This is a genomic window from Cytobacillus sp. FSL R5-0569 (genome assembly GCF_038007265.1).
GTDB classification, from domain to species: domain Bacteria; phylum Bacillota; class Bacilli; order Bacillales; family Cytobacillaceae; genus Cytobacillus; species Cytobacillus kochii.
Window position 1 is genome coordinate 2,725,353 of sequence record NZ_JBBOWW010000001.1, and the last position, 26,268, is coordinate 2,751,620.

Sequence of the window (26,268 nt, forward strand, 5' to 3'; positions counted from 1 at the left end):
AAACGCTCCCTTTTTTATAAGGGAGCGTTTTTACTAATTGAAAGATGACTATTCATCTAAATACCCTAACCGTATAGAAACACTCTTTCCAATATCAACCATAAAGGGAGCGAGTTCCTGCAAACGCTCTTGTGACATTCTTATTAATGGACCGGATACACTGATCGCAGCACATACATTGTTTTGATAGTCAAATATTGGAACAGCAATACACACAATTCCGTTTTCATTTTCCTCTAAGTCAAGGGCAAAACCTTTTGTCTTAATCATCTTTAAATTTTCTAACAATGCCATTTCATCTGTAATTGTATGCTCTGTATGAGGTTTCAACCCTTTTCTCTGTATAATATCTTTGACTACTTGTACTGGTTGATGTGCTAATATCGCTTTACCAACAGATGTACAATGCATAGGCGCACGTTTGCCAACAGATGAGTGCATTCTCAATGCTTCATTCCCATCGAGTTTTTCGATATAAACTACCTCGTCATTATCTGGTACCACTAGATGAATGACTTCATTCGTCTTTTGCTCCAAATCCTGTAAATAAAGCTTCGCTTCTGAGCGGATATCTATTGAATCAAGCAATCTAGTACTAATATTTAATATTTTGTAACCTACTTTATATTTGCCTGAATCTTTTACTTGCTCGATATAACCATACTTCACAAGAGTTGATAATATGCGGTGTACGGAGCTTTTATTGATATCCATTTCATTTGCAATTTCAGTCACACCCATACCGTACTTTCTTAAACTGATCATATCAATAATATCAAGCGCTCTACTTACCGATTTCACCATATTATCTCTTTCCATACCTTCACCTCAATCAAAACCTACAAAAATCATTTATGACTTTACTTCCGCTTTACTTCTTACGACTGTATTTGTTAACTGACCGATTGATTCAATCTCACATTCAATTATATCACCTTCACCAATCAATTCGGCGCCTACAGGGCTTCCAGTAAGGATAACATCTCCAGCCCTCAAAGTCATTACCTTCGATAGAAAAGCAATCATCTTTTGTATAGAAATAATCATTAACTCAGGTGGGCTATCTTGCTTTAATTGACCATTCAGATTGGCTCTAATGCGAGTTTCTTCTAGCTTAAGCTCTGTTTCTATAACTGGCCCAAGAGGAGTAAAAGTATCAAATGCTTTACCGACCGTCCAATGACCGTCTTGATGGAAAAATTGAGGAGCTGTTACATCATTACCAATCGTATAACCAAAAATATGATCAAACACATCTTCTTCAGCGACATCTTTTGTTTCTTTACCAATCACTACTGCCAATTCTGATTCAAATTTAACTTGATCAATCCCTTTAGGAATGATTATCTCTTCATTCGGACCGATTACGGATGATACCGGTTTAAAGAAAAACACTGGAACTGCTGGTAATTCCTCTGGTAGTTCTTGTTTATCACTAACAAAGTTTGCACCGATTCCGATAATTTGGGTGGGAACAATAGGAGAAACAAGTTTAACATCACTTTGATCATAATAGGTGCCTGTCTCTTCCCACTTATTGAATATATCACCTGAGATTTCTTTGATCTCCCCATTTTCAATGATACCTTGTAATAATTGATTATTAATCGTAAATCTTACAAATTTCATTTAAAATCCTCCTACTACAATCATTTAAGTTTTAAATTACAATTTCAAGTCCCACTCTTCTTACTATATTTAGAAAGAGTGGCCACAAACGAACCACTCTTTTATTCATTATTTTTTTACTGTTTTACAGCAAACTTCGCTTTTGCCTCAATTCTACGACGGTGTAAAATTGGTTCGGTATATCCACTTGGCTGTTTAACTCCTTCAAAAACTAGTTCACATGCAGCTTGAAAAGCAACAGATTCCTCAAAGTTCGGTGCCATCGGATAATACAATGGATCATCCGCATTTTGTTCATCCACTACTTTCGCCATTCTTTTTAGAGTAGTCATCACTTGGTCCTTTGATACAATACCATGATGCAACCAATTCGCCATATGTTGGCTCGAAATTCTTAAAGTCGCTCGGTCCTCCATTAAATCAATATTATTGATATCTGGGACTTTTGAGCAACCGATGCCTTGATCAACCCATCTAACGACATATCCTAATATCCCTTGTGCATTATTATCCAACTCTGCTTGGATTTCTTCCCCAGTCCAATTAGTATCCTTTGCCACTGGTATGGCAAGTATCTCGTCTCTTAAGTCAGTCTTTTTCACTGATAATGATTGCTGTACTTTAGCCACATCTACTTGATGATAATGAAGGGCATGAAGTGTAGCTGCAGTCGGTGAAGGAACCCAAGCTGTATTTGCACCAGCTTTAGGGTGGGCCACCTTTTGTTCGAGCATGGCTGCCATTAAATCAGGCATCGCCCACATACCTTTTCCTATTTGCGCCTTCCCTTTAAAACCGGTAGAAAGCCCTGTTAACACATTAGATGTTTCATATGCTTGCAGCCATTTTGTTGACTTCATATCATTTTTACGAATCATTGCGCCCATTTCAATTGAGGTATGCATTTCATCTCCGGTACGATCTAAAAATCCTGTATTAATAAATACAACTCTCTCTTTTACTTCTTTAATACAAGATTTCAAGTTTAAAGAAGTTCTTCTTTCTTCATCCATTACACCTATCTTCAATGTATAACGATCGAGTCCCAATAAATCTTCTGTTCGGTTAAAAAGCTCATTGGCAAAAGCCACTTCTTCTGGACCATGCATTTTAGGTTTTACGATATAGATAGAATTATTTTTACTATTTTGATATTTTCCATTTCCAAGTAATGTATGTTTTGCTGCTAGTGAAGTAATCACACTATCCAAAATTCCTTCTTGAATTTCCTCACCATTTTCTGTTAATATCGCCTCATTTGTCATTAAGTGACCCACATTTCTGACAAACATGAGTGAGCGTCCATTAAGCGAAAAGGTATCTCCATTAGGTGCCAAATATTCACGATCATCATTCATAGCCCTTGTGATCGATCGGTCACCTTTTTTAAATGTAGAAGTTAAATCTCCTTTCATCAATCCTAACCAATTACGATATACAAGTACTTTATCTTCAGCATCAACTGCTGCAACTGAATCTTCACAATCCATAATTGTTGTAACTGCAGCTTCTAATAAAATATCTTTAATTCCGGCATCATCGGTTTTTCCAATTGGATGTTGACGATCAATTTGAATCTCAAAATGTAGTTGATTGTTTTTCAAAAGAATGGCCGTTGGTTCTGTTTCTGTCCCGCGATAACCGATAAATAATGCTTTATTACGAAGAGATTCTTTTGTCCCACTATTCAATGTAATAACTAGTTCACTGGCTTCAACAGTATAAGCAATCGCGTCTTTATGACTGCCTTCTTGTAATGGGATTACTTCATCTAAAAAGTTTCTACTAAAAGCAATTACTTTCTCTCCACGAATAGGGTTGTATGCACCTTCTTTCGTTGCCCCATCTTCAGTACTAACCGCATCTGTGCCGTACAAAGCATCATATAGACTGCCCCATCTCGCATTGGCAGCATTAATTGCATAGCGCCCATTATTAATTGGAACAACTAATTGTGGTCCTGCTTGAATGGCAATCTCATCGTCAATATTTTGAGTAGTAATTTCAAAATCATCAGCTTCTGGGAGCAAGTAGCCTATATCTTCTAAAAACTGCTTATACTGTTTCGCATCAAACGTTTTTTGTGTTGTATGCCATTCATTAATCTTTGTTTGTATGTCTTCTCTTTTTTGTAGTAACTGTTTATTCTTCGGAGTTAAATCGGCAATTAACTTTTCAAATCCTTGCCAAAATTGTTCTGAATCTACCTCTGCTCCTGGTAATGCCTCTTTTTCAATAAAATGAAATAATTCCTCCGCGATTTTAAGACTGCCTTTTTCTACATATTGCGTCATGATAATCCTCCTTGTTTGTTATTACAAAACACTGTTTCTATTATTCTAAAAAAAATATACCATGATTGACTGATCGCTTCAATGATTTTTAGATTATTCTTACGATTATTTATCCAATAATTTTCTCTTTTATTTCTTTTTTCACTTCTGCACATCTACTTGGAGACGGAAATAACTTGCCAGCATTCAAAAGATTATCCGTATTAAACACAGATCGAATATCCGTTTGTGCTGCAATTTCTTCATCAGTGAAAACGAACCGCATTTCTTCCCTCTTTTCAATACCTACTCCATGTTCACCTGTAATTGTTCCACCAACATCTGCACACACTTTTAGACATGCACTACCAGCTGCCAGCGCTTTCTCTGTTTCGCCAGGAACTCTCGCGTCAAATAAAACGAGCGGGTGTAAGTTCCCATCCCCAGCATGAAATATGTTGGCAATTCGCAAGTCATATTCTTCACTGATCTTATTAATTCTTCGAAGAACTTCAGGTAATTTACTACGTGGGATAACGCCATCTTGAACAAGATAATCAGGTGATATTGCCCCCATTGCACCAAATCCTGTTTTTCTATTAGCCCACCATGCTGCCCGTTCTTTTTCATCCTTTGCTGCTCTTACTTCTCTAACATTACGATGGCGACAAACCGATAAAATTTGCTCAATTTGTTCATCGATTCCTGCTGCAATACCATCTACTTCGATTAATAAAACAGCTGCTATATCTTTCGGATGACCAACCGGAAAGGCCGCTGCTTCTACTCCTTCAATAGCTGTCTTATCCATCATTTCAAGTGCTGCCGGAACAATACCTGCTGAAATGATATCCGATACTGCTTGACTACCGTCTTCAATATCATCAAAATAGGCTAACACGGTTTGTTTTCCTTCTGGATTTTTTAATATTCTGACGATGATTTTTGTTACAATACCTAATGTACCCTCTGAACCTGTAATAAGGCCTAATAGGTCATAACCAGGTTCATCTAAAATACCGTTTCTACCGATTTCAACTATTTCTCCATTTGGTAGAACTAATTCTAACCCTAAAATGTGGTTTGTTGTCACACCGTATTTTAAACAATGGGCACCTCCAGCATTCTCTGCCACATTCCCACCAATGGTACAGCAATATTGACTCGATGGATCTGGTGCATAGTAATATCCGCGTTCAATAATTTGATTTGTGAGTTTCAAATTCACATAACCAGGCTCGACAACTGCTCTCCTGTTATCAAGGTCAATGTCAATTAATCTTTTCATTTTAACCATGCTAATAATGACCTCATTATTAAGGGGAATCGCTCCACCACTCAACCCTGTACCCGCACCTCTCGCTAAAAAAGGTAAGGAATGATCATGACAATACTTGACAATACGTGCCACTTCGTCGGTTGAATGAGGAAAAACAACCGCTCTTGGTAATGATTTATGAATCGTAAACCCATCACAATCATAACTGATTAAATCTTCTTTATGATAAAGAATAGCCTGTTTATCATTTAACAATTGAGAGAGTCCATGAATATGTCGATCTTTTGTTTTTAATTTCCATTTCTTCATCCTCTACTCTCCTTTTGATAAGCCCAATCTAATAGTTGAACGGTATGAACAACCTTTTGACTGCGCCCATGATTTTTCACACCAATGGCCATTTGCAACATACAGCCGGGGTTCCCCATGGAAATCATCTCGACATCATCTGGCACGTTTTCCATTTTACTTGCTAATACAGCTCCCGCCATTTCAGGGTTGGTAATATTATAAATACCTGCACTCCCACAACAACGATCTGCATTCGGCATATGGACCATCTCTACTCCAGGAATATTTAATAACAAATCTCGTGGTTCCTCTCTCACACCTTGACCATGAGCAAGATGGCAGGCATCGTGATAAGTAATTCTTTTATTCAAGGAAGCTTTTGGCTTTTCATAACCTGTATCATAAAGGAACTTCGAGATGTCCTCCACTTTATCTGCTAACGCTTCTGCTTTTTCTCGCCACTCTGGCTCCTCTTTAAATAATTCACCATATTCTTTCATCATACAGCCACATCCCGCTGCATTGACAATTACTGTATCGTCGTTCTCAAAGGCAAGAATATTTTGTTTTGCCAGTTTTCTACCCATATCTCGATCACCTGCATGAACATGTAAAGCCCCGCAACAGGTTTGATTTTGAGGAATATGGACATCATTACCATTACGTGTTAACACGTTTATAGTAGATTCATTGACATCACTAAACATAACATCCATTACACAACCAGTTAACATCGCCACTTCACGTTTAGTTTCTTGTTTCGCTTTAATTACTGATCCGTTACGATGTTTTTTCTTTACTGATGAATGAATCTTTGGCATGACCCCTTCCATATCAACTAAATGTTTAGGCATTATTTGAATGAGTTTCGTTTTTCTAACCAATGTTTGCATTCCACTTTTTTGATAGAACTTCAGCAGTCCACCTAAAGTTTGCAGACGATTTTCATGTGGAAATATCCCATGTAAAAATAACTTGTTTACAGACTTTTTCCATCCTTTTAGAGGAATAGCTTGCCTTACTTGCCCACGTGCTTCTTCAATTAATCCACCAACATCAACATCAGCCGGACATGCTGTTGTACAAGCTCGACAATCTAAACATGCAAATACAGGATCCATAAACTCTTCGTTTACCATTAATTTCCCTTCTGCCACAGACTTAATTAAATAAACTCTTCCCCTTGGCGAATGCTGTTCCTGACCTGTTTGTTCATAGGTTGGACAAGATTCTAAACACATTCCGCAATGCACACAATCTGCCCATTTCGTTTCATCAGGCGCATCATTCCACAAATAATTGCTCACCCCGTCTTTGCAAGCTGGTTGCTTTGATTTTTGTTGTGAGACTGTCACCTATATCCCCCCTACATAACGTTTACGGTTTAAGATTTTTTTTGGATCGACCTTCGTTTTAATTCCTTCTAGTAAATAATGAGCACCTTTCGTTTCTCCCCATGTATCAAACACTAACCTTTGAGCTAGCGGTAAATGTTTTATGATACAATAACCACCATTTTCATTTGTTACTTCTCTCATTTTTGTAAGCGCTTCAATCATTTCACTTTCTTTCCCCTTGATATATAGTTGCATCAAGCCATGACCGACTCCTCCATGCGTATAAATATCAATGTTGGTATTTCTTCTAATCTCCATTACTTTTAGGAGAATGTCTATAACGTTTAGATTGATTGTACCTATTTTAGCAACAGCAAAGATTTTTTCACCGTTGTTATACTCATCCTCTTTATCAATAGGTAGATGATAAAGTCGGTCCCATAACTGTTTTTCCTCACTATTTCTAAGAATAGTCAGTTTCATTTCTTCTTCTATCAAACTTTGAATATACTTTATTTGATATTCCACCGATTTTTCTACATCTTCGAAGCTTACGAGTAAGGAAAGTTTATTTATGCCGCTAATATTATATGAAACAATAGGATCAAGTAACTCACAACTAATTGGTTCAATACTATTATTTAATAAATTTCTAGTAAAAGAATAAATCGTATTTCTATCTTCACCTTGAAAAGATATGATGCAAGTGGCTGTACTCTTTGCCAGTGGACGTAATTTAACCGTGACTTCTGTTATCACTCCAAGTGTCCCCATTGAAGAAATAAACAACTTATTCATGTCATAGCCGGCAACATTCTTTACTACTTTACCACCTGTACGAATCACCTTACCATCTGGGTATACTACTCTTAAACCGATGACTGCGTCTCTGGCGGATCCATAATTTAGTCTCTTCGGTCCACTATCATTACTTGCTATCACTCCACCAATTGTACTTACGTGAGGCATAAAGGGATCTAGTGCTAACTTTTGATTAAAATCCTCTAAATAACGTTGAACATCCTCAAGTTTCGTTCCTGCTTTAACGGTTAAAGTCATATCTCCACTATGATGTTCAACGATTCCCGTAAATTTTTCCATTGAAATAAGTAAATCAGCTTGATCAATTAATCCACCGTAACCCCTTTTAGATCCAGCACCTTGGATATTGACCGTGAATTGATGTTTATGAACAAAAGCGAATATTGCACTTAACTCTTCTTCTGAGGTTGGATATACGGTGTATTGTCCACTATTACCATACAAATCAGCTTGAGACATTTCATAGTCTAGTTTATAAGTTGTTAAATACTCCGCTATAGAAAGCACCTCATTCATCAATTTCCTTACCTCCTTATTGTTCGCTATTACAAAACACCGTTTTTTAAATAGCGAAAAATTTTTACTCCATAGTAGATGTCTCTTGTAACATATCTTCGACTGTGGTCAAATGCACCAGCATTTCTTCTGAAGCTTTTTTGCTATTTCGTTCCTTAATTGCTTGGAAAATGTTCCTATGTTGGGCTTCAATGATTGAACCTTTTTCTGTACTGTTCTGTATATATTGATGGAACTTTACTAGCGTTTGCTTCAATGGTGCTGATATGAAGTCTATAAATTGCATTAAAACTGTGTTACCTCCAATACAAGCAAGCTTTTGGTGAAATAAAAAATCCGATTCCCACCCCTTTTTTGCTGTAAGTATATAATGTAAATCCTCTACATCCTTTTCTGATCTGTGATTGGCAGCTAATTCCGCTAAACCTACCTCGACGATCTTACGTGCTTGAAAGAGTTCTTGTATATCCTTTTCATACAAATTCCAATACTTACTCCCCAGCAATGTATGAACATCAAACGCCTTCACATAAGTACCTTCTCCTTGTTTTACCTCAACTAATCCCTTCCCTTTCAATGCAGTGATTGCATCTCGAATCGCTGATCTCCCGACACCAAAAGACTCACAAAGCATGCGGACTGATGGAAGTTTTTCACCGATTTGATATTGACCATCGAGAATCATTTCCTCTAACTTCTCTTCAATAATATGTGAGACTTTCTTCGTCTCAATCTTTTCAATTGCCAAAATCATCACATCCTGTTATATATCACATATCAGATAAGTTAATTTTATTAAAACACCTAATAAGAATAATTGCAACTATTTTTAGAATTAACTGATAATTTTATAACTACTTATAGAAGATAAGTCAGATTTACAATTTTACTTGGAACCTATTTACATAGAGAATACGATAGCTGAGGAGAATAAAACAGGAAGTTTGAAAAACACCACAATCATTTAAGTGCTGATCTATTATTTGATGGGATAATACAACTTAGTACTAGCTTGTTCTCCTTTACCGATTATGATTAGGTTTCAAGATCCATGTTTAAGACGAGAACAGAATTGGGTATAAAATAAATAAGCGCCCTATTACATTCGTAACAAGACGCTCTTTCAAAAATTCAAATGATAGATTAGTTGATGCGGTTAACGCGGCCGTTAAATGCTTTTGCCCAATAACCACTTGACATATCAGCAATGGCTACACCTGTGCTGCTTTGTGAACCGATGAATTTACCGCCACCGATATAAATACCAACATGACCATCTGTTTTATACGTATTAAAGAATACCATATCCCCAGGTTGCATTTGGCTTGCTGGAACTGGTGTACCTTGATTTTTCAATGCATCCGTACTAGCACCTACACTATAGCCACCTTGAGCAAATGCCCAATGTACGAACCCAGAACAATCAAAACGACCTGCAGCGATATCAGATGCTGAGCGACCACCGCCAAATACATAAACTGAATTTCCGATGTATTTATTACCTGCTGAAATAACTGCTTGCATACCGCTACCAACAGTTGTAGATGCTGGTGCAGAAGATGCTTTTGCTGAAGACTTAGATTTAGAACTACTATTAGAGTTTGTAGTATTTGTTGAAGTTGAAGTTGATTCATTATTTGTAACACTTGCTTCTACAGGAGCTTGTCTCGCCATGCTACTCTCAATTTCAGCTTGCATTGCTGCTAGATCAACATCTTTAGCTTGTAACTTAGATTTTTTTTCAGCTGCAACTTCTTCTTTTTCTTTTAATTCAGCTTTTAGCTTATCATTTTGTGCTTCCTGTTCTTTTAGTTGCTCGCGCATACCTTCAAGATCAGTCATTTTTTCATTTAGTGTAGTTAACTCTTTATCTACTGTTGCTTTCTTTTCTTCTACTTCTTTTTTGTCTTTATCATGTTGAATTAATAATTCTTCGTCTGCATCGACAATTTTAGAAATCGCACCAACACGATCAACAAAATCACTGAAGCTAGTAGAACCTAGAAGGACTTCAATATAGTTAACGTTAGAACCACCACTATTTTGGATAGCCACTGCACGCTCTTTTAAGATTTCACTTCTTTTGTCAATTCTTTCTTGAATGACTTTAATTTCTTCTTCAAGTTTTTTTATTTTTGCTTTAGCTTCTTCAATTTCTTTTTCTGTTTCTTTAACAATTTTCTCGTTATCGGCTACTGCTTGGTCTACTTTTGCGATTTTCTCTTCTAAACCATTTAATTCTGTTAATACTGCTGCAAGTTCTTTTTCTGCTTTAGAAAGATCAGATTTGACATCAGAGCGTTCTTTTTTAATGTCATCCAGAGATTCTGCGTTCACTGCTGGAAGTGCGAAGGCTCCAAGGCCTAACATAATTGTTGTGTTTAATGCGATAATCTTTTTCTTCACTCATTTTCCCCTGCCTTTTTAACATTTTTCCTTTTTATGTATGTTTTATCTATATTGTCTATTTTTCTATGTTTTTTTTACTATAGTTCACTTTTATATGTCGGTATATTATCTAGTACAAAATGCATTATATCATCCCTTTTTGACATTCAGGTAATAGCAATGTTACAAATATATTACTAATCCGACATATTTCATCATTTTTTTATTACAAACTGAAACTTTTTCCTAAAAACTTGTATTTTTTTGCACCTTTCTCCTAATCTCTTTGGCCTAATAAAGACGGATGCTTCATCTGTAAAAATCTAGTTATTTCAATTATTTAATTCAGTCTCCATGAAAACATATTCACTTCAACATTTCAATGATTAACTCCTTTAGAATAGACACAGGTTAAATAAATACGTAAAGGTATTGAGTTATATTATTGAGTGAGCTAGCTAGCGAAAACTATAGAATTCCAATTTAAAATTGGTAGACTTTCTTCTTTATATACAAAAGTGAAATATTTGTATGATGAACAACATTAAGTGGATGAACTAGGAATATTACTTGCCTTTATAACACCTAAGCAAGAGACCAGAAACAAAAAAAAGAGACCCATTAGTCTCTTATATCTAAAAGATGTAATAGATCCTCTTCCGTAAGAAAGTCTTCTGTTTCCCGGTCAAGAATTGTATGAATTAAATCTTTTTTGCGATACTGCATTTCTTCCATTCTTTCCTCAATCGTACCTTTAGCAATTAATTTCACGACAACGACATCTTTTTTTTGACCGATGCGGTAGGCACGGTCCGCTGCCTGGCTTTCAACTGCTGGATTCCACCATGTGTCATATAAAATAACAGTGTCTGCACCTGTTAAATTCAAACCAGTACCACCAGCTTTTAATGATAACAGAAAAAGATTCTTTTCCCCGCTATTGAACCGTTCACACATTTCTACTCTTTCCTTTGCGGTTGTATGACCATCTAAATAAAAGAATTCTTTCCCTTGAAAGGAGAGTTCACTACTGATAATTTCAAGCATGCTCGTAAATTGAGAGAAAATGAGCACACGGCGATTCGCCTGTTTTGCTTCTTGTAATAAAGTCAATAAATGATCTAGTTTAGCTGAGCGTCCCTGATAGCCTTCTACAAATAATGCCGGGTGACAACATAACTGTCTTAACCTCGTTAGTCCTGCTAAAATTCTAATACGATTTTTCCTTAACGTCCGTTTATCTAAATGCTTTAATGTATCTTCTTTCAATTTGGCTAGATACGCTAAGTAAATTTTTTGTTGTTCTTTATATAAATCTATTCTTTCGATTTTTTCTTCCTTAACTGGAAGCTCTTCCAATACCTCTGTTTTCATTCTTCGTAAAACAAAAGGTTGAATTATTCGGGCAATCGCAGCGTTATTTAGTTCACTAAATTGTTGTAAGCCGAGAAATAAATCTGGGAAGATAATATGAAAGACAGACCATAAGTCCTCGATTGCATTTTCTATCGGTGTACCTGTTAGTGCAAACTTATATTGTGATGATAATTGTTTTACAGATTTATGTGTTTCTGTTAATGGGTTTTTAAAACTTTGTGCTTCATCAAAGATAATCGTGTGGAAACGTTCATTTTTCAACCAATGAATGTCTTTCCTTATTAACGTATATGATGTAATAACTACGTCTGCTACATGAATATCTTTACGTATTAATTGTCTTTCGCTCTGTTTGCCATCTAAAATCACAACTTTCATATCCGGTACAAACTTCATCCATTCTTGTAACCAATTGTAAAGTACGGATGAGGGGCATACAATAAGAGCAGGTGACTGTTTATGTCTTATTTCATCTATATAAGAATAGATGAAAGTAATCGCTTGTACCGTTTTCCCAAGCCCCATATCGTCTGCTAAAATTCCACCAAATTGGTTTTCTGCCAGCTTTCTCATCCACTGATAACCTTCTATTTGATAAGGCCTTAATATGGACGAAAAATTCCCTGGTAGAGGGTAGTCATCTTCGTTAAGATTTTTAAAATCTTGAAGAAAATTTCTTATAGATGCTTCAAAGGCAATCGTTTCTTCCTTCGTTTTTGCAATAAGCTGTAAGCCACGTACAAGTGTCGTTTCACTCCAATTTTCAGCTTGCAGAGGTACTTCGTTCAAAAAAGCCTTAATTTGTTGATAATCTTCTGTTTCTAATGATAATAATGCCCCGTTCTTGAGGCGATAGTATTTTCTTTTATGTTCAATTGCAGTTAGGATTTCTTTAATTTCTTGCTCAGGAATTCCTTCAATATCAAATTTAAATTGCAGCCAATTCATTCGATCTTTTTTCATTTTCACTCTAATAACTGGACGCGTTTTACCTTTATCAATCCTCATCTTTATGGCTGTAGTCGTGTATATACGTACATGCTCTTGTAAATCAGGTAAAATATGCATTAAAAAATGATATTCCAATTCTTCATTTTGAATATAATAACCTTCATCCGTTTTTGTAAAAGAGGCCTGTTCCATTAAAGAGAGGATTTGCTCCTCGTCTTCTTTATTTCTAAATAGAACCTTTTTAGCTTTTTCGTCATCTAATGGATTAAAACTTAATTTGCCGTAATGAAACTCCAGACTAGCTAATAATTTATGATTTAAGCGATCTAAATAAAGCTTTGCCACTAAGGGGGCTTGCATATATTGCTTTTTAATCGTATCAGCTATGGTTATGGTCGCAAGCCTCTTTAACCCAGGCACTACTTTATTTAAGAAAAATGAGATTTGTTCATCAGCAATCATCAATTTTTTATCTTCCTGCATCATCTTTAACAATTCAGTTAAACGTCTAAAGTCATGTTTAGGCCAATGATAAAAGCATCCCTCTTTATATACAGCTTGATAATATGGTAAAAGCTGAAAAGAATCATTATGATTGTAAGATAAAATAGCCATATTTTCTTCTTCGTTATAAGAGAGTTCAAAAATGATGGGTAAAGGTTGATCTGTTAATCTCATCGTTTGTAACTGTTTGTTCTCTTCTTTAAAGTGACTATTTTCTAACTGAATGATGTTCTCCATTACTTTTTCCCAAGTTAATGAAGGAATGAATAACCATTCGTGCTTTCTTTCTGCATTCTCTAATAGTTGCATAATATTGACGATTGGCTCGGCTAAATAATGTTTAGTAGCATCCAATAGAAATCCATTACTTTCTTTGTAAACCCTTCCTTCCATAAAGGAACGGAACCAATCGAGAGGGGACGAAATAGGTAGACCTTGATAGATAAATGATATCGCTAGCCTTGCTTCATTTTTCCATGTCACCGTACAGCATTGTATATGTATATCTAATTTTTTTCTATACTCAAAATGGGCTTGTTCATTTACTTCCGGAATCTCTTTTGCAAATAAGGAGAATAGTTGATTCGCATCTGAGTCCGCTCTCACTCTGTTCTTTTTTTGACAGGCAATATAAACAGCTGCTAGATGCTGACATTCTTTACGATAAGAAGAGAGTTGAGGGCAACTACACTTTGATTGTATCTCACCATCTATCCGTTCTACTTCTACATTGAAGTGTTCTCCGCTTTTAACAACTGCATAGATTTTGTTTTCTTCTTCTATTATAAAGTTGACTTTCCCTGCAGAGAAAAAAGCTTTACCGCGCTTATAAGAAACAGCTCCACATCTTTCAATAATCATCTTGTCAGTGAGGTTCAATTCCACAAATCATGCTCCTTTTTTCAAATGTTCTTCTATTATAACAAACCTATACATAAAGATTGTATAGCAAAAACTTTCTATTAATTGTTGAATTGATGTTTTGAAAGTGTATAAAAGGAAATATGAATAGTAGCAACAGAAAATATAAACGGAGGAGATTAAATGTTTAAGTTTATACTTTCCTTATCCGTCCTAACATTCGTCCTATTTCTGAACTTAACTGCGGTACCAAATGGGGAACCGGTGGCAGCAAAGGATACTACAGTTGAAAATGTGACTACTCAAGAACAAGCAAATATCGTTTCGACATTAAAAGAAAAACTACATAGCGACCTGACAGAACAAGACGTAATCGATCAGTTTGGTCAGCCTGATCAAAAAATGAATGATGATATGTACGGCTTACCCTCTTTTCGCTATGATTTTAAACATGATGAACATTATTCATTAGATGCTGATTATCAGCTCGTCGATATGGATGCGTTAAAAAATAAACAATTAGAGGCCATTATATACTTTGATTTTGATGATAACAAAAATATTAGAAGTGCAGCACTCTATTATGTAAACGATGAGCAGAAAATTGAAGAATACCGTATATTTGCTGATGGTACAGAAAAAAAGATGGAGATTGAATAGTAGAGATAAACTTATAAAGACGATAGATAAAAAGAAAAAGTCAGTCCCGTTAACACTCATATACGGGACTGACTTTTTCTATCCTTTGGCACTCATATATATTCATTAAGTGTTTGCCCTTAATTGATTTCTCAGCACCACACTCGTAAGGTAGTTCGAACATAGAGCGAACCCTTCTAATCATTCTTCTTTATTCAATTCGGCTGCTTTCCTTTGAATTGTAATAATTAGCTTTATTAATACAACCGTACCTACGATATTAGCGATTAAACTTGAAAGCAATAATAGAATCGCTACGATTGGCGAAACATCTAGTTTAAAGGAAAAATAGAGTAAAACAATACCTATAAATATAAGAAGAAAGCCAGGATATTTTTTCACCACAACACCGCCTATCGAAACCATAATTTAATCCAATCCTATTTTTATCTGTTACTGAGTTTTAACTCGTTTGTTTATCTCAAGGTTCTCCCTAAATATGGACACATACTCACAGTTCTTAGTGGAAAACCAATGACATGTTCAATAATCCTATCTTGCCTTTTCCCAATCATAATATAAATCCGTTCTCCGGTCACGCCAAGTTGTAACAGATCCTTTTTTTCTTACTTCATCCAATAAATGAAGATCGATGTCTGCTGTAATAATCATATCATTATTTAATTCCCCCTCTGCTAAAACACCTTGCGGAGGAAAGGGTATATCGTTTGGTGTCATGATAGCTGCTTGTCCAAAATTTGCACGCATAAAATCAACTGTGGGAAGTGATCCCACCGTCCCTGCACCTACTACATAGATTTGATTTTCGATTGCTCTTGCGTGAGAAGTATATCTGACGCGATGAAAACCATGGCGGTCATCTGTACACGATGGGCAAAAAATAACATCTGCCCCTTTCGCTACTGCCATACGGACAATCTCAGGAAATTCTATGTCATAACATGTAAGAATCGCAATCCTACCTTTTTCTGTATCGAAAACTCTTAAGTCCTCACCCTTTGTTATGCCCCATTCATATATTTCAGTGGGTGTCAAATGAAGCTTTGCTTGTTCTTCTATCCTTCCATCCGGGTAAAAAAGATGGGCCATATTATAAAGACGATTATTTCGCCTGATTACGTGAGTCCCTGCAATAATATGCATATTTGTTTCAGCAGCTAATTGAGTAAACAGCGATTGATATTGTTTCGTAAAACCTGGTAATTCTGCAATGGATAAACTCTCACCCGTTTCACTACCAATTGATAGTAATTGAGTAGTAAAAAATTCTGGAAACAATACAAACTCAGAATCAAACTCTTTTGCAGTAAGAATATAGTGTTTGCATTGTCGAGCAAAATCCTCAAACGAACGAATCGTATGCAAATGATACTGCACACTAGAAACTCTCATCTTCATTGTCATCCTCCTTATCTTTTGGGCATAATAAAACCCAGAGAAAGAAAAGCCGCATTCTTTCTACCGGGTAAACAAGTCAAGTCTTTCTTTAATTTTCTCATAACTTTTATTATGATAAATATTTTTCACTTTGACAACCTTTATTTATTGGTACTGCACATGATGTAGGTTCGCAAATATCCCTTCAAGAGCGAGTAACTCTTCTTCAGTTCCTTCTTCGGTTATACCATCTTCAGTTACAACCATAATTTTATCGGCATTTTTAATCGTGGCAAATCTATGGGCTATAACAAGTGTCGTTCTGTCTTTAGATAACTCAGTTAAGGCCGACTGGATGAGTTTTTCAGTTTCGGTATCAAGTGCTGAAGTGGCTTCATCTAAGATTAAAATCGGTGGATTTTTCAAAAACATTCTCGCAATGGCTAAACGTTGCTTTTGTCCCCCAGAAAGTTTCAACCCTCTCTCGCCAACTTGTGTCTCGAAACCATCAGGTAACGTATCAATCCATTGCGTTAGGTGGGCTTTACTTGCTGCTAATATGATTTCCTCTTCCGTTGCATCCAACTTGCCATAAGCAATATTCTCTTTAATAGTGCCTGTAAACAAAAAGACATCTTGTTGAACGATACCAATTTGATTTCTTAAAGAGTTTTTCGTCATATCTTGAATGTTGATACCATCAATCGTGATGGCTCCTTTATCAACATCATAAAATCTAGGTATTAATGAACAAATCGTAGACTTCCCAGCGCCTGAAGGACCAACAAAGGCAACCGTTTGTCCAGATTGAATATAAAAATTCAACTCTTGTAAAACTTTTTGAGTATCATTGTACCCGAATGTGACATCGTTAAAGGTAATATTCCCTTGTAACGAATCAACTTCTATTGCATTAGGCTTATCATTTATATCTGGTTCTTGATCAATCATTTCGGTGAAACGCTTGAACCCTGCCATTCCTTTTGGATAGAGCTCCATTAACGCACTAATTTTATCAATCGGCTTTAATAAAAGATTAGCATACAATACAAAAGCGACCAACTCTCCTGGTGCTAACTGATTATTGAAAGCTAACCAAGCACCAAAAACTAAAACAGACAGAATTAACACTCTCGTGAGGAAATAGACGCCAGATAATGTGATCCCCATGACTTTATAGCCACGAAGTTTAGCCGAACGAAACCTTCTATTATCCTTTGTAAATCTTTCAATTTCAAAAGCTTCATTCGTAAAAGACTGAACAACACGGGCACCAGAAACACTATCTTCAACCCTACCATTCACTTCGGCAATTTCTGTATACATTCTTCTCCAAGCTTTATTCATAGAAATATTACAATATGCAATGAGCCATACAAGGAACGGTACAATAAATATTGCTACTAGCGCAAGCTTCACATTAATTGTTAACATGATCCAAAAAGCGCCGACAAAAGTCATCGCTGCAATAAAAAGGTCTTCTGGTCCATGGTGGGCTAACTCACCAATATCCATTAAGTCGTTGGTTGTCCGGCTCATAATATGACCGGTTTTCGTATTATCAAAGAAACGAAAAGATTGCTTCTGCACATGTGTAAATAGTTGCTGTCTCATATCTGTTTCAATATTAATACCAAGTTTATGTCCCCAGTAGTTAACAACAAACTGTAGCCCAGTACTCGTAAAATAAAGAGCAAACAAACCCGCACTAACCGCAACAATCATCGACCAATTGTTGGTTGGTAGTAATTCATCTACAAACCAACTAACAGCTAATGGAAAAGCTAATTCTAGTAGAGCAACGATAATTGCACAACTAAAATCAATAATAAATAGTCTTTTATGAGGTAAATAATAAGTGAAAAATCTTCTAAACATGCTATTCTCCTAACTTTCAAAATATATCTTGGATTATATGCTTCGAAGATAAAAGTTACAATACCTTTTTCCTTTATTTACATTCCTGTTCGCTCATTACAATCACTTTTCCTGTTGAATCGTATATTGAAACTGGTAAACATCCTGTTGCTAACAATTCCCCTATAAGATAATCACTTACTGCCTGTATACTAGCTCTCGATTGACTAAATGTAGAAATAAATCCTTGTACAAATTCCCATTGTTCATAGTGATAAGGAGTTGTAGTCGAAATCACTATTATTGGCTTCTTTTCTTTTTGTAGGTTGTTATTCAATAACGCGTCTTTTTTATGATGTAAAATATAAATGAGTCGTTCTGCCTCTTCTTCTGTTGTAACGGTGATTCCCGCATTAACTAACATTTCTGTTAACAGTTTGTTCGATTGATGATTACTGCCATCATCTATGAATGCTACCCTCTCATTTTTTTGAATCGGGAGCGTTTCATCGCGTTTTATAATTGTAATCCCTTTTTCAGCCGCTTCTTTTTCTACCTTAAGATGTTCTTTAGATCGTATGACATCAATCGTGTTATGCTCTTTAAATAACTGTGCTTTCAATTTTAGAATCCTTAGCACAGATAAATCAATTCTTTCCTCACTAATAACCTCTGTTTTGACGGCATTTATTAGTGCCCGCTTAACAGTTAATGCTTCCGTTGGCATTAATAATATATCTGCACCAGCATTAACAGCTGAAATAGCGGCATCAGCTGCTGTAAAAGTGCTCGCTACCGCTTGCATATTTAGGGCATCTGTTATAACTACTCCATTAAACCCAAGACTTTGCCGCAGAAGATTCGTTGTTATAGCGTGAGATAGTGATGCTGGATATATTGACTTCTCAATAGCTGGAAAAGCAATATGAGCAGTCATAATGGATTGAATACCATTATCTATTAAAAATCGATAAGGTATGAGCTCATTTTTCTTTAATTGCTCGATAGATTTAGACACAGTGGGTAACCCTTTATGAGAATCAACCGTTACATCACCATGACCCGGGAAATGCTTTGCTACAGCAAATATTCCTGCTTCATGGAGCCCCTCCATAAAAGCTGCACTCATTTTTGCAACTAAGTATGGATTTTCCCCAAAAGAGCGGACACCTACGATCGGATTTAAAGGATTACTATTCATATCAACCACAGGTGCGAAGTTCATATTAAACCCTAGTGAATCCAACTCCTGTCCTAATACTGAGGCGACACGCTTGGTAAGTCCAAGATCACTACTAGCTCCTAATGCCATATTTCCTGGCATTTCTGTTAAGAAAGGGAGTCTATTCACAATTTCCCCACCTTCTTGATCTACACCTATTAAGAAAGGAATTCCACGATTGCGATGCTGTAATTCCATTGTAAATCGCTTTGTTTGTTCCATCGATTGAATATTTTCCTTAAAAAAAATGATCCCACCAGGTTGGATTTGGTCTATTACCCGAATAATTGAATCATTTACACCTATTTGTCCGCTCCCGACTGTTTGATTAAAATCTATCATCAACATTTGCCCTATTTTTTCCTCTAAACTCATTTCATGGAGTTGCTGTGGTACGTTCGCTTTTTCTATAGTTAAAGCTTGAACCCCCAATGCATTTTGCAATAGAAACATAAAACAAATACAAATTATGACACGTCTCATCCTGCATTCACATCTTTTCATTAATTAATAGAAAAGAGGTGCTATGCGCACCTCCTATCTATTATGTGTTTCTGGACGTTATTTTATGTTTTGCTTTCATAAACAATTGAAAAAACACTTCTGCAATGACAAGTCCCACCGCAATCGCACCTGATATCATAAATGCCTTCGCTGCCAATTGGATGGCCATATTATAATCATTTAACACAAAATGTCTCATTGCATCATAGGAAATACCACCTGGAACCAATGGAATTATACCAGCAACACTAAAGATAATTATTGGCGTGCGATAGATTTTTGCGAAAATATGACTAATTGCTGAAATGAACACTGCAGAAATTAACGAAGCGGGGATCGCATCATAATGATTGTTCACAAGAATTATATAGATGATCCAGCCAATCATACCAACAAACCCACAACGCAATAATGATTTTCTTGGCGCATTAAAAATGACACCGAACGATGCTGCCGCAATAAAACTTGTAAACAAATGTGTAATAACCATTGTCATGTATTTCGCACCTCACTTTCATTTAACTCATTGTTGCAAAGACAACGGCCACCCCAGCACCTATAGCAAATGCCGTTAAAAACGCTTCTGCGCCCTTGGATAACCCTGAAACAAGATGCCCCGCCATCAAATCTCTCACAGCATTAGTAATCAGTAATCCAGGTACGAGTGGCATGACCGAGCCAATAATGATTTTATCCAGTTGTTCGCCTATTCCGATTTTGACAAAAAGCATCGAGATCACACCAATAATTAGAGAAGCAAGAAATTCAGAAAAGAAGCGAATTTGCACTACTCTCTGCAAAAAAATAAAAGAAAGGAAACCAACACCACCAGTAATAAAGGCAGGAAAAAAATCATGCCACTGGCCTAAAAACATAATCATAAAACAAGCACTAGCAATAGACGCTGCAAGTACCTGTTGATAAATTGGAAATGTATAATTTGCCTTTTCAATTTCCATTAACTTTTCAAATGCTTCTTGTCTTGTCAGTTCGCCATTACTTACTTTTCTCGATACACCATTTACTAATGTCACCTTATATAGATCTGTAGAACGTTCTGAGATTCTGATTAATTTCGCTGGGTTGGTGTCATCAGTCGAAAAAACAATTCCTGTAGGAGTAACATAACTATGTGAATTAGGAATACCTAATGCTTCCGCTATTCTCGTCATTGTGTCTTCCACTCGATATGTCTCTGCTCCGGATTGCAGCATAATTTTACCCGCTAATAAACAAAGCTCAATTACTTCAAACACATGTTCATTATTTTTACTCAAAGAAATATCCCTCCATGTCGTCAAAACCTTATTCTGAAGGTCCACAATTACGCTTATCCATCGTATACGAATTCGTTAAAATAAGGAAGTATTGAGCAGAAATACAGAATTATTTTAATAATCCCTTCTAAAAGCAATATAGAGGGACAGCCTTCATTTCTCATAGAATATGTATTTATGTCATCATATATAACAGAATACCATTAACATCCTATTCTGTAACTTACGATATAAAAAAAGGGCTTTAAAAACGGAGACTACTTTCGTCATCCTGTTTAAAAGAACCCTGTCACCATCTATTCTTTTCAAATATCAATTAAATCTCTTTCCATTATTTTGCCCCATAAATCTCGCATTGAGCTGTCCTTGTATCATTTTCTTTCTTGTTTCGCGATCTTCTTTCACCTTTTCTTTTTTATATTCCATGCGAATTTCATCTGTTCTCACACCTTCTTCTCGTTTATTTGCAATATCTATTAACCTTTCTACATCCGAAAAAGAATATTTGCGATTACCACGATCAGACCTTGAAGGAAATATCAATTTCCGTTCTTCATAGTATCTAATTTGTCTTTCGCTTAATCCAGTAAGTTCACTAACAGCGCCAATTGAAATGACTTTTCTTTCCTTATATGACCATTCATTTTCCATCTGCAGACCACCCTATTTTTAAGGTTTTATTTCTATTATACAGAATTGTTAAAAAATTTCACTAGTTATGTTAAAAAAAATAACATAAAATAAACCATGTTAGATTATCTAACAATTCAGATGATTTTTTATAACAAACGTTTTAGAATGACATCATCATCAATTTAAAGGAGCAGATAAAAATGCAATATTTACGTAAAGCGGTAGAAAAGAAACGAAATTATTTGATTAAGTTATTACAAGAATACGGTTTGCACGATCAGAAACTTCAAAGCTTAACACTCTCTGAACTTGAGGGATTATCAAAAAAACATTTATCAATTAAATAATCAAAATTAATTGGGGGATTTAACAAATGGAAAATGAAGAAGCAGTTCAATTAGCGAAAAAAATTATTGAACTCGACTTATTAAGAGACGAGATATGGGAGTATTATGCGGCTCTTACAGGAGATGATGCTCATAAACTTCTTCGCCTTGTACAAAACAGTTAAAATCGGGCTATTTTGTTAAATTCTCTAACTAATTATGTAGAGATTATGGAACATGTTAATTATTTTATTCCTATTTACGTAACCATTTATATATAAAGAAACGAACTCAATTTCTAGTAATAGTCTTCGATTGAGCTCGTTTCTTTTTTTATTTATCCAGCCATTCTGTTTATATACAACCATGTTGTACGAAAAATATGATAAAATGAATATTAAAGTCATCTCAGATTTTCCTCATACTGATTAATATATTCCCACTATTAGGAGGGTTATAATTGCCAATTTGGTTAACTATTGCCTTAAGTATTTTAGTAGGATTAATTATCATTGAAGAAGTTATACATTATGTAGTTCATCGTTCACTTTTTTATCAAACCCGTGAAAATGATGAAAACACAACTCGAATCAAGAGATGGTCTCATTTCAAAGAGAAATTAATAAAATTCAGGGCGCAAAAAAACAGGAGTTGAGTAACTTGTTTGCAATTACAAAAGATGCCACACAGGCACTCTTAGAATGGAGCGGTCAAGACAACGTAATGATTCGCTTTCGAATTACGACCCCTTGTTGTAACCAACGAAAATATGATCTTACACTAACCGATACAATCACAACACAAGACGCTATCTATACACATGATTCAGTGCAAGTCATATACCACCCTACAGATTTACCTTATCTACGGGATACAATGATTGATTATAACGATGGTGGATTCTTTATACGCCATCCACATCCTCTCGTACAACCATTCTAAAATTGTTCAAGAAGGAGCTCTTGAACAATTTTTTTAGATTATAAACTATTCAGTAGCTCAGGATAATCATTATGCACAGAATTCACCAATTCTGAGACTTTAACCATTTGCATTTCTTCACTTTGAAAAGGTTTGCATAATGATTTCAGCTGTTGTTTATCTTTGCTATACATCCACTTATCACCTTCATTACCTGTTAACATGACCGGCATACGATGATGAACAGACGACATGATCTCATTTGCGGTTGTGGTTAAAATACAACATGATGTAAAAAGTTCGTCCCCTTGTCTATATTCGCTCCAGATTCCCGCCATCGCAAACGGCTTATTTTCAAGCAATGTAAAATGAAAAGGCTGGCTTTTACCACCTTCCATTTTCTTCCATTCATAAAAGCCATCAGCTAAGACTAAACAGCGCCTTGTATGGAAAGAGTGCTTAAAGCTAGGTTTCTCATCCACTGTTTCTGCACGTGCATTAATTAATGAAGTGCTATTACGTTTTGCTTTTGCCCACGGTGGTATGAAACCCCATGTCATTTTCCTCCCAATTTTCTCTCCTTGCTCCTCTACTATAGTTAAAATTTTTTGCCCCGGTGCAATATTATACCTGGGTAAATCCGCTTCATCATGATAATAAAACTCAAATGTTTTTTGTAGATTGAACACTTCTTCAGATAAGGTAAATCGACCACACATGATGACAACCCTTTTCTTATTAAAAGCATATACCACTCATATTCAAAACCGTAAAAATATAGCTGCCTGAGCAATCCAAAGAAATCTATTTTCTACCCTAATAACCTTTTTTCATGACCTTAATTACGTGAGTAGTAACGCTCATAGTTACTTTTTAATTCCAATAAAATAAAAAGAAGGGCAACAAGCCCTCCTTTCATTAATAACGATCTGCATCATGCCCCATCTGTTCAGCATGTCCGGGTGCGTCATCGCCATCTTTATCACCAAGTGGACGACCTTTATGCATCCCTTCCTCTTTCCGAGCATTCGCTAAACCTTCCCTTAGCCTCTTGCCATATTCATCATCCGCTGATTCAGCTAATGTAATCATTTTATCTTGTAACACCTTAGCACATGTGGAAAGATCATTCACTAAGTTTGATATCAATTCATCTTTTTCCCAGTCCTCAAATTCACGGAAGGTATGTCCAGCCTGTTTTGTATTATCATTACGATCAATCGATTCTCGAACGAGCTCACCACTGATTTTTGGTGTATGCTCTTTACCGGATTGCTCTGATTCTTTTAAACCACCTAAACTAGAAGGTTCATAGTTAACATGCGGATTTTGACCAGGTGCTTTATCGACATAATAAGACATCTGTCCTCCACGCTGATTTGTCGCTTGATTTGTTTTCGGCTTATTAATAGGTAATTGCAAGTAGTTAGGTCCAACACGATACCTTTGCGTATCTGAATAAGAAAATGTCCGACCTTGCAACATTTTATCATCAGAAAAATCAAGACCATCAACGAGTACCCCTGTTCCGAAGGCAACTTGTTCGACCTCATTAAAATAATCTTCCGGATTCTTATTTAACACCATCTTACCAATATGAAGCCATGGAAATTGATCCTCCGGCCATAATTTTGTATCATCCAAGGGGTCAAAATCTAATTCTGGATGCGCATCATCACTCATGATTTGAACGAAAAAATCCCATTCAGGATAATTCTCTTTTTCAATTTCGTCATATAAGTCTTGTGTAGCATGATTAAAATTCTTTGCTTGAATCTGTTCTGCTTCCTCTTGTGTTAAATTTTTAATCCCTTGCTTCGGTTCCCAATGATACTTTACAAGTACCGCTTCCCCTTCTTCGTTAACCCATTTATATGTATTCACACCCGAGCCTTGCATTTGGCGATAGTTTGCCGGTATTCCCCAAGGTGAATAAAGAAATGTGACCATATGGAAACTTTCAGGTGAATTAGCACAAAAATCAAAAAACCTCTCTGCATCCTGAATATTGGTTAATGGGTCTGGTTTAAATGCATGCACCATGTCAGGAAACTTCATCGCATCCCGAATAAAAAATACTTTTAAATTATTACCTACTAAGTCCCAATTCCCATCTTCTGTATAAAATTTTGTTGCAAACCCTCTCGGATCTCGAAGTGTTTCCGGTGAGTGACCACCATGGATAACAGATGAAAAACGAACAAACACGGGTGTCTTCTTTCCTTTTTCTTGGAAAAGTTTTGCCCTTGTATATTTAGATACTGGTTCGTCACCTGCCATGCCTGTCGCTTCAAAATAACCATGAGCGCCAGCACCTCTTGCATGCACGACCCTTTCTGGAATACGCTCACGGTCGAAGTGACTAATTTTTTCAATAAAATCATAATTTTCTAGTGTCGCTGGTCCTCTGTTACTTACTGTTCGTATGTTTTGATTATTAGTAACCGGATGTCCTTGGCGGTTAGTCAAGGTTTCTTCTTGTTCGAATTTTTCATTTTCACCATTATGATCATTATTCATAGAAAAAAGCCTCCTTTTACATATCTTTCCTTGAGTAATATGTGCAAGTTAGACCTTTTCTATGTATAAATTTATGGACGAACAACAAATAACTCTCCTTTATAAGCAAAAGAAATACGGCCAGACTCTTCTGATACAACTAAGATAACCGCATCTGTAAGTTCCGATAAACCAAGGGCCGCCCGATGTCGTGTACCTAGAACGCGCCCATCTACTTCCATATTGGTTAAAGGAAGAATATTTCCAGCTGAAATGATTATATCACCACGAATTAATGTTCCTCCATCATGTACAGGACCACCTGGATAAAAAATCGTTTCTATTAAAGCTTGACTCACCCTTGCATCGATTTGAATGCCATTATGGATAAAAGGCGTAACATCCACTTCGCGCTCGATAATGATTAAGCCACCGTGACCTTTGTTCGATAGTGTTTGCCCCGCTAATGATATGCTAGAAAAATGGTTTGTAAACGGTGATAAATAATGCTGCAAGTAATAAGTCGCAGTTAGATTATGGGCATCAGACACGATTTGTTGGAGCTGTTCAAACTCGGTTAAAATGCAACAATCAACGCCAATATTAATATTTGATAAGTGAGAAAGCTGAGCCTCGATATCCTTTATATATTGTTCAAGTGTGCTCTGGTAGTCTTCTAAACCATATTGCATTTTTTTCTCCTTTCGCGGGGATATTTTTTCTCTATATCATATTTTGATTTATCAGTCGTTAATTATGTTCTT

24 protein-coding genes are annotated in these 26,268 nt (G+C 36.0%); 5 read left to right on the top strand and 19 right to left on the bottom strand.

The genetic code is table 11. The features are described from left to right. Nucleotides 1-48: 48 nt before the first annotated feature. The 9 genes from MKX78_RS13835 to MKX78_RS13875 form a co-directional block, all read right to left on the bottom strand. Entirely contained in the window at nucleotides 49-819 is a 771-nt protein-coding gene (locus MKX78_RS13835) for an IclR family transcriptional regulator (RefSeq protein WP_095373011.1), read from the bottom strand. A 33-nt stretch (nucleotides 820-852) separates the two neighbouring features. Continuing rightward, complete coding sequence (locus MKX78_RS13840) at nucleotides 853-1,629, bottom strand: fumarylacetoacetate hydrolase family protein (RefSeq protein ID WP_095373010.1); 777 nt, start codon at nucleotides 1,627-1,629, stop codon at nucleotides 853-855. A gap of 116 nt (nucleotides 1,630-1,745) precedes the next feature. Beyond that, nucleotides 1,746-3,923, bottom strand: coding sequence for a malate synthase G (locus MKX78_RS13845; RefSeq protein WP_341051391.1), 2,178 nt, complete (start codon nucleotides 3,921-3,923; stop codon nucleotides 1,746-1,748). 109 nt (nucleotides 3,924-4,032) lie between these two features. Continuing rightward, on the bottom strand, nucleotides 4,033-5,490 hold the full coding sequence (locus tag MKX78_RS13850) for an FAD-linked oxidase C-terminal domain-containing protein (protein WP_307313442.1): 1,458 nt from the start codon (nucleotides 5,488-5,490) through the stop codon (nucleotides 4,033-4,035). Beyond that, nucleotides 5,487-6,827 (bottom strand): (Fe-S)-binding protein, encoded by a 1,341-nt coding sequence (locus MKX78_RS13855; RefSeq protein ID WP_307313441.1) that lies wholly within the window; start codon nucleotides 6,825-6,827, stop codon nucleotides 5,487-5,489. The genes MKX78_RS13850 and MKX78_RS13855 overlap by 4 nt, the downstream gene beginning before the upstream one ends. Further along, nucleotides 6,828-8,147, bottom strand: coding sequence for an FAD-binding oxidoreductase (locus tag MKX78_RS13860; RefSeq protein ID WP_233435389.1), 1,320 nt, complete (start codon nucleotides 8,145-8,147; stop codon nucleotides 6,828-6,830). A 64-nt stretch (nucleotides 8,148-8,211) separates the two neighbouring features. Further along, a complete protein-coding gene (locus tag MKX78_RS13865) occupies nucleotides 8,212-8,895 on the bottom strand; it encodes a FadR/GntR family transcriptional regulator (RefSeq protein WP_307313439.1) in 684 nt (227 codons plus the stop codon). Between the two features lie 395 nt (nucleotides 8,896-9,290). Next, on the bottom strand, nucleotides 9,291-10,553 hold the full coding sequence (locus MKX78_RS13870; protein WP_095373004.1) for a C40 family peptidase: 1,263 nt from the start codon (nucleotides 10,551-10,553) through the stop codon (nucleotides 9,291-9,293). 603 nt (nucleotides 10,554-11,156) lie between these two features. Then, nucleotides 11,157-14,252, bottom strand: a complete 3,096-nt coding sequence (locus tag MKX78_RS13875) for a DEAD/DEAH box helicase (protein WP_095373003.1) — start codon at nucleotides 14,250-14,252, stop codon at nucleotides 11,157-11,159. A gap of 159 nt (nucleotides 14,253-14,411) precedes the next feature. On the opposite strand from MKX78_RS13875, the gene MKX78_RS13880 reads away from it, so the two are divergent. Beyond that, nucleotides 14,412-14,888 carry a hypothetical protein gene (locus MKX78_RS13880; protein WP_307313432.1) on the top strand — a complete coding sequence of 159 codons (477 nt, stop codon included), beginning with the start codon at nucleotides 14,412-14,414 and terminating at the stop codon, nucleotides 14,886-14,888. Between the two features lie 180 nt (nucleotides 14,889-15,068). On the opposite strand, the gene MKX78_RS13885 is transcribed toward MKX78_RS13880, so the two are convergent. The 7 genes from MKX78_RS13885 to MKX78_RS13915 all read right to left on the bottom strand — a co-directional run bounded on the left by MKX78_RS13885 (nucleotide 15,069) and on the right by MKX78_RS13915 (nucleotide 21,776). Beyond that, nucleotides 15,069-15,269, bottom strand: a complete 201-nt coding sequence (locus tag MKX78_RS13885; protein WP_307313430.1) for a hypothetical protein — start codon at nucleotides 15,267-15,269, stop codon at nucleotides 15,069-15,071. A 150-nt stretch (nucleotides 15,270-15,419) separates the two neighbouring features. Beyond that, nucleotides 15,420-16,286, bottom strand: coding sequence for a carbon-nitrogen hydrolase family protein (locus MKX78_RS13890; RefSeq protein WP_307313428.1), 867 nt, complete (start codon nucleotides 16,284-16,286; stop codon nucleotides 15,420-15,422). Nucleotides 16,287-16,430: 144 nt separating this feature from the next. Continuing rightward, a complete protein-coding gene (locus MKX78_RS13895; RefSeq protein ID WP_341051394.1) occupies nucleotides 16,431-18,143 on the bottom strand; it encodes an ABC transporter ATP-binding protein in 1,713 nt (570 codons plus the stop codon). A gap of 73 nt (nucleotides 18,144-18,216) precedes the next feature. Beyond that, complete coding sequence (locus MKX78_RS13900; RefSeq protein ID WP_180316960.1) at nucleotides 18,217-19,827, bottom strand: glycoside hydrolase family 3 protein; 1,611 nt, start codon at nucleotides 19,825-19,827, stop codon at nucleotides 18,217-18,219. Between the two features lie 61 nt (nucleotides 19,828-19,888). Further along, nucleotides 19,889-20,338 (bottom strand): threonine/serine exporter family protein, encoded by a 450-nt coding sequence (locus tag MKX78_RS13905; protein ID WP_095373663.1) that lies wholly within the window; start codon nucleotides 20,336-20,338, stop codon nucleotides 19,889-19,891. Nucleotides 20,339-20,366: 28 nt separating this feature from the next. Continuing rightward, complete coding sequence (locus MKX78_RS13910) at nucleotides 20,367-21,125, bottom strand: threonine/serine exporter family protein (protein WP_328197866.1); 759 nt, start codon at nucleotides 21,123-21,125, stop codon at nucleotides 20,367-20,369. 312 nt (nucleotides 21,126-21,437) lie between these two features. Continuing rightward, nucleotides 21,438-21,776, bottom strand: coding sequence for a MerR family transcriptional regulator (locus MKX78_RS13915; RefSeq protein WP_095372996.1), 339 nt, complete (start codon nucleotides 21,774-21,776; stop codon nucleotides 21,438-21,440). Between the two features lie 182 nt (nucleotides 21,777-21,958). Here MKX78_RS13915 and MKX78_RS13920 point away from each other — a divergent pair, with 182 nt between their 5' ends. The 4 genes from MKX78_RS13920 to MKX78_RS13935 all read left to right on the top strand — a co-directional run bounded on the left by MKX78_RS13920 (nucleotide 21,959) and on the right by MKX78_RS13935 (nucleotide 23,026). Continuing rightward, nucleotides 21,959-22,105: a Fur-regulated basic protein FbpA gene (locus MKX78_RS13920; protein ID WP_224938446.1), complete on the top strand. Its 147-nt coding sequence runs from the start codon at nucleotides 21,959-21,961 to the stop codon at nucleotides 22,103-22,105. 26 nt (nucleotides 22,106-22,131) lie between these two features. Continuing rightward, nucleotides 22,132-22,269 carry a hypothetical protein gene (locus MKX78_RS13925; RefSeq protein ID WP_180316959.1) on the top strand — a complete coding sequence of 46 codons (138 nt, stop codon included), beginning with the start codon at nucleotides 22,132-22,134 and terminating at the stop codon, nucleotides 22,267-22,269. A gap of 275 nt (nucleotides 22,270-22,544) precedes the next feature. Then, nucleotides 22,545-22,739, top strand: coding sequence for a hypothetical protein (locus MKX78_RS13930; RefSeq protein ID WP_157733958.1), 195 nt, complete (start codon nucleotides 22,545-22,547; stop codon nucleotides 22,737-22,739). A gap of 5 nt (nucleotides 22,740-22,744) precedes the next feature. Next, on the top strand, nucleotides 22,745-23,026 hold the full coding sequence (locus MKX78_RS13935) for an iron-sulfur cluster biosynthesis family protein (RefSeq protein ID WP_341051397.1): 282 nt from the start codon (nucleotides 22,745-22,747) through the stop codon (nucleotides 23,024-23,026). A gap of 38 nt (nucleotides 23,027-23,064) precedes the next feature. Here MKX78_RS13935 and MKX78_RS13940 read toward each other — a convergent pair whose 3' ends face one another. From MKX78_RS13940 to cdaS, 3 genes are all read right to left on the bottom strand, one after another. Beyond that, nucleotides 23,065-23,724 carry an SOS response-associated peptidase gene (locus tag MKX78_RS13940; RefSeq protein ID WP_341051399.1) on the bottom strand — a complete coding sequence of 220 codons (660 nt, stop codon included), beginning with the start codon at nucleotides 23,722-23,724 and terminating at the stop codon, nucleotides 23,065-23,067. 199 nt (nucleotides 23,725-23,923) lie between these two features. Further along, nucleotides 23,924-25,525 (bottom strand): catalase, encoded by a 1,602-nt coding sequence (locus tag MKX78_RS13945; RefSeq protein ID WP_307313416.1) that lies wholly within the window; start codon nucleotides 25,523-25,525, stop codon nucleotides 23,924-23,926. Between the two features lie 71 nt (nucleotides 25,526-25,596). Further along, entirely contained in the window at nucleotides 25,597-26,196 is a 600-nt protein-coding gene (cdaS, locus tag MKX78_RS13950; protein WP_095372991.1) for a sporulation-specific diadenylate cyclase CdaS, read from the bottom strand. Between the last annotated feature and the right edge of the window lie 72 nt (nucleotides 26,197-26,268).

Bases quoted from the DNA above. Each gene is read 5' to 3' on its own strand.
- MKX78_RS13835 (WP_095373011.1), bottom strand. From the start codon at position 819: ATGGAAAGAGATAATATGGTGAAATCGGTAAGTAGAGCGCTTGATATT.
- MKX78_RS13840 (WP_095373010.1), bottom strand. From the start codon at position 1,629: ATGAAATTTGTAAGATTTACGATTAATAATCAATTATTACAAGGTATC.
- MKX78_RS13845 (WP_341051391.1), bottom strand. From the start codon at position 3,923: ATGACGCAATATGTAGAAAAAGGCAGTCTTAAAATCGCGGAGGAATTA.
- MKX78_RS13850 (WP_307313442.1), bottom strand. From the start codon at position 5,490: ATGAAGAAATGGAAATTAAAAACAAAAGATCGACATATTCATGGACTC.
- MKX78_RS13860 (WP_233435389.1), bottom strand. From the start codon at position 8,147: ATGAATGAGGTGCTTTCTATAGCGGAGTATTTAACAACTTATAAACTA.
- MKX78_RS13880 (WP_307313432.1), top strand. From the start codon at position 14,412: ATGTTTAAGTTTATACTTTCCTTATCCGTCCTAACATTCGTCCTATTT.
- MKX78_RS13890 (WP_307313428.1), bottom strand. From the start codon at position 16,286: ATGAAGATGAGAGTTTCTAGTGTGCAGTATCATTTGCATACGATTCGT.
- MKX78_RS13895 (WP_341051394.1), bottom strand. From the start codon at position 18,143: ATGTTTAGAAGATTTTTCACTTATTATTTACCTCATAAAAGACTATTT.
- MKX78_RS13900 (WP_180316960.1), bottom strand. From the start codon at position 19,827: ATGAGACGTGTCATAATTTGTATTTGTTTTATGTTTCTATTGCAAAAT.
- MKX78_RS13905 (WP_095373663.1), bottom strand. From the start codon at position 20,338: ATGGTTATTACACATTTGTTTACAAGTTTTATTGCGGCAGCATCGTTC.
- MKX78_RS13915 (WP_095372996.1), bottom strand. From the start codon at position 21,776: ATGGAAAATGAATGGTCATATAAGGAAAGAAAAGTCATTTCAATTGGC.
- MKX78_RS13920 (WP_224938446.1), top strand. From the start codon at position 21,959: ATGCAATATTTACGTAAAGCGGTAGAAAAGAAACGAAATTATTTGATT.
- MKX78_RS13925 (WP_180316959.1), top strand. From the start codon at position 22,132: ATGGAAAATGAAGAAGCAGTTCAATTAGCGAAAAAAATTATTGAACTC.
- MKX78_RS13940 (WP_341051399.1), bottom strand. From the start codon at position 23,724: ATGTGTGGTCGATTTACCTTATCTGAAGAAGTGTTCAATCTACAAAAA.
- MKX78_RS13945 (WP_307313416.1), bottom strand. From the start codon at position 25,525: ATGAATAATGATCATAATGGTGAAAATGAAAAATTCGAACAAGAAGAA.
- cdaS (WP_095372991.1), bottom strand. From the start codon at position 26,196: ATGCAATATGGTTTAGAAGACTACCAGAGCACACTTGAACAATATATA.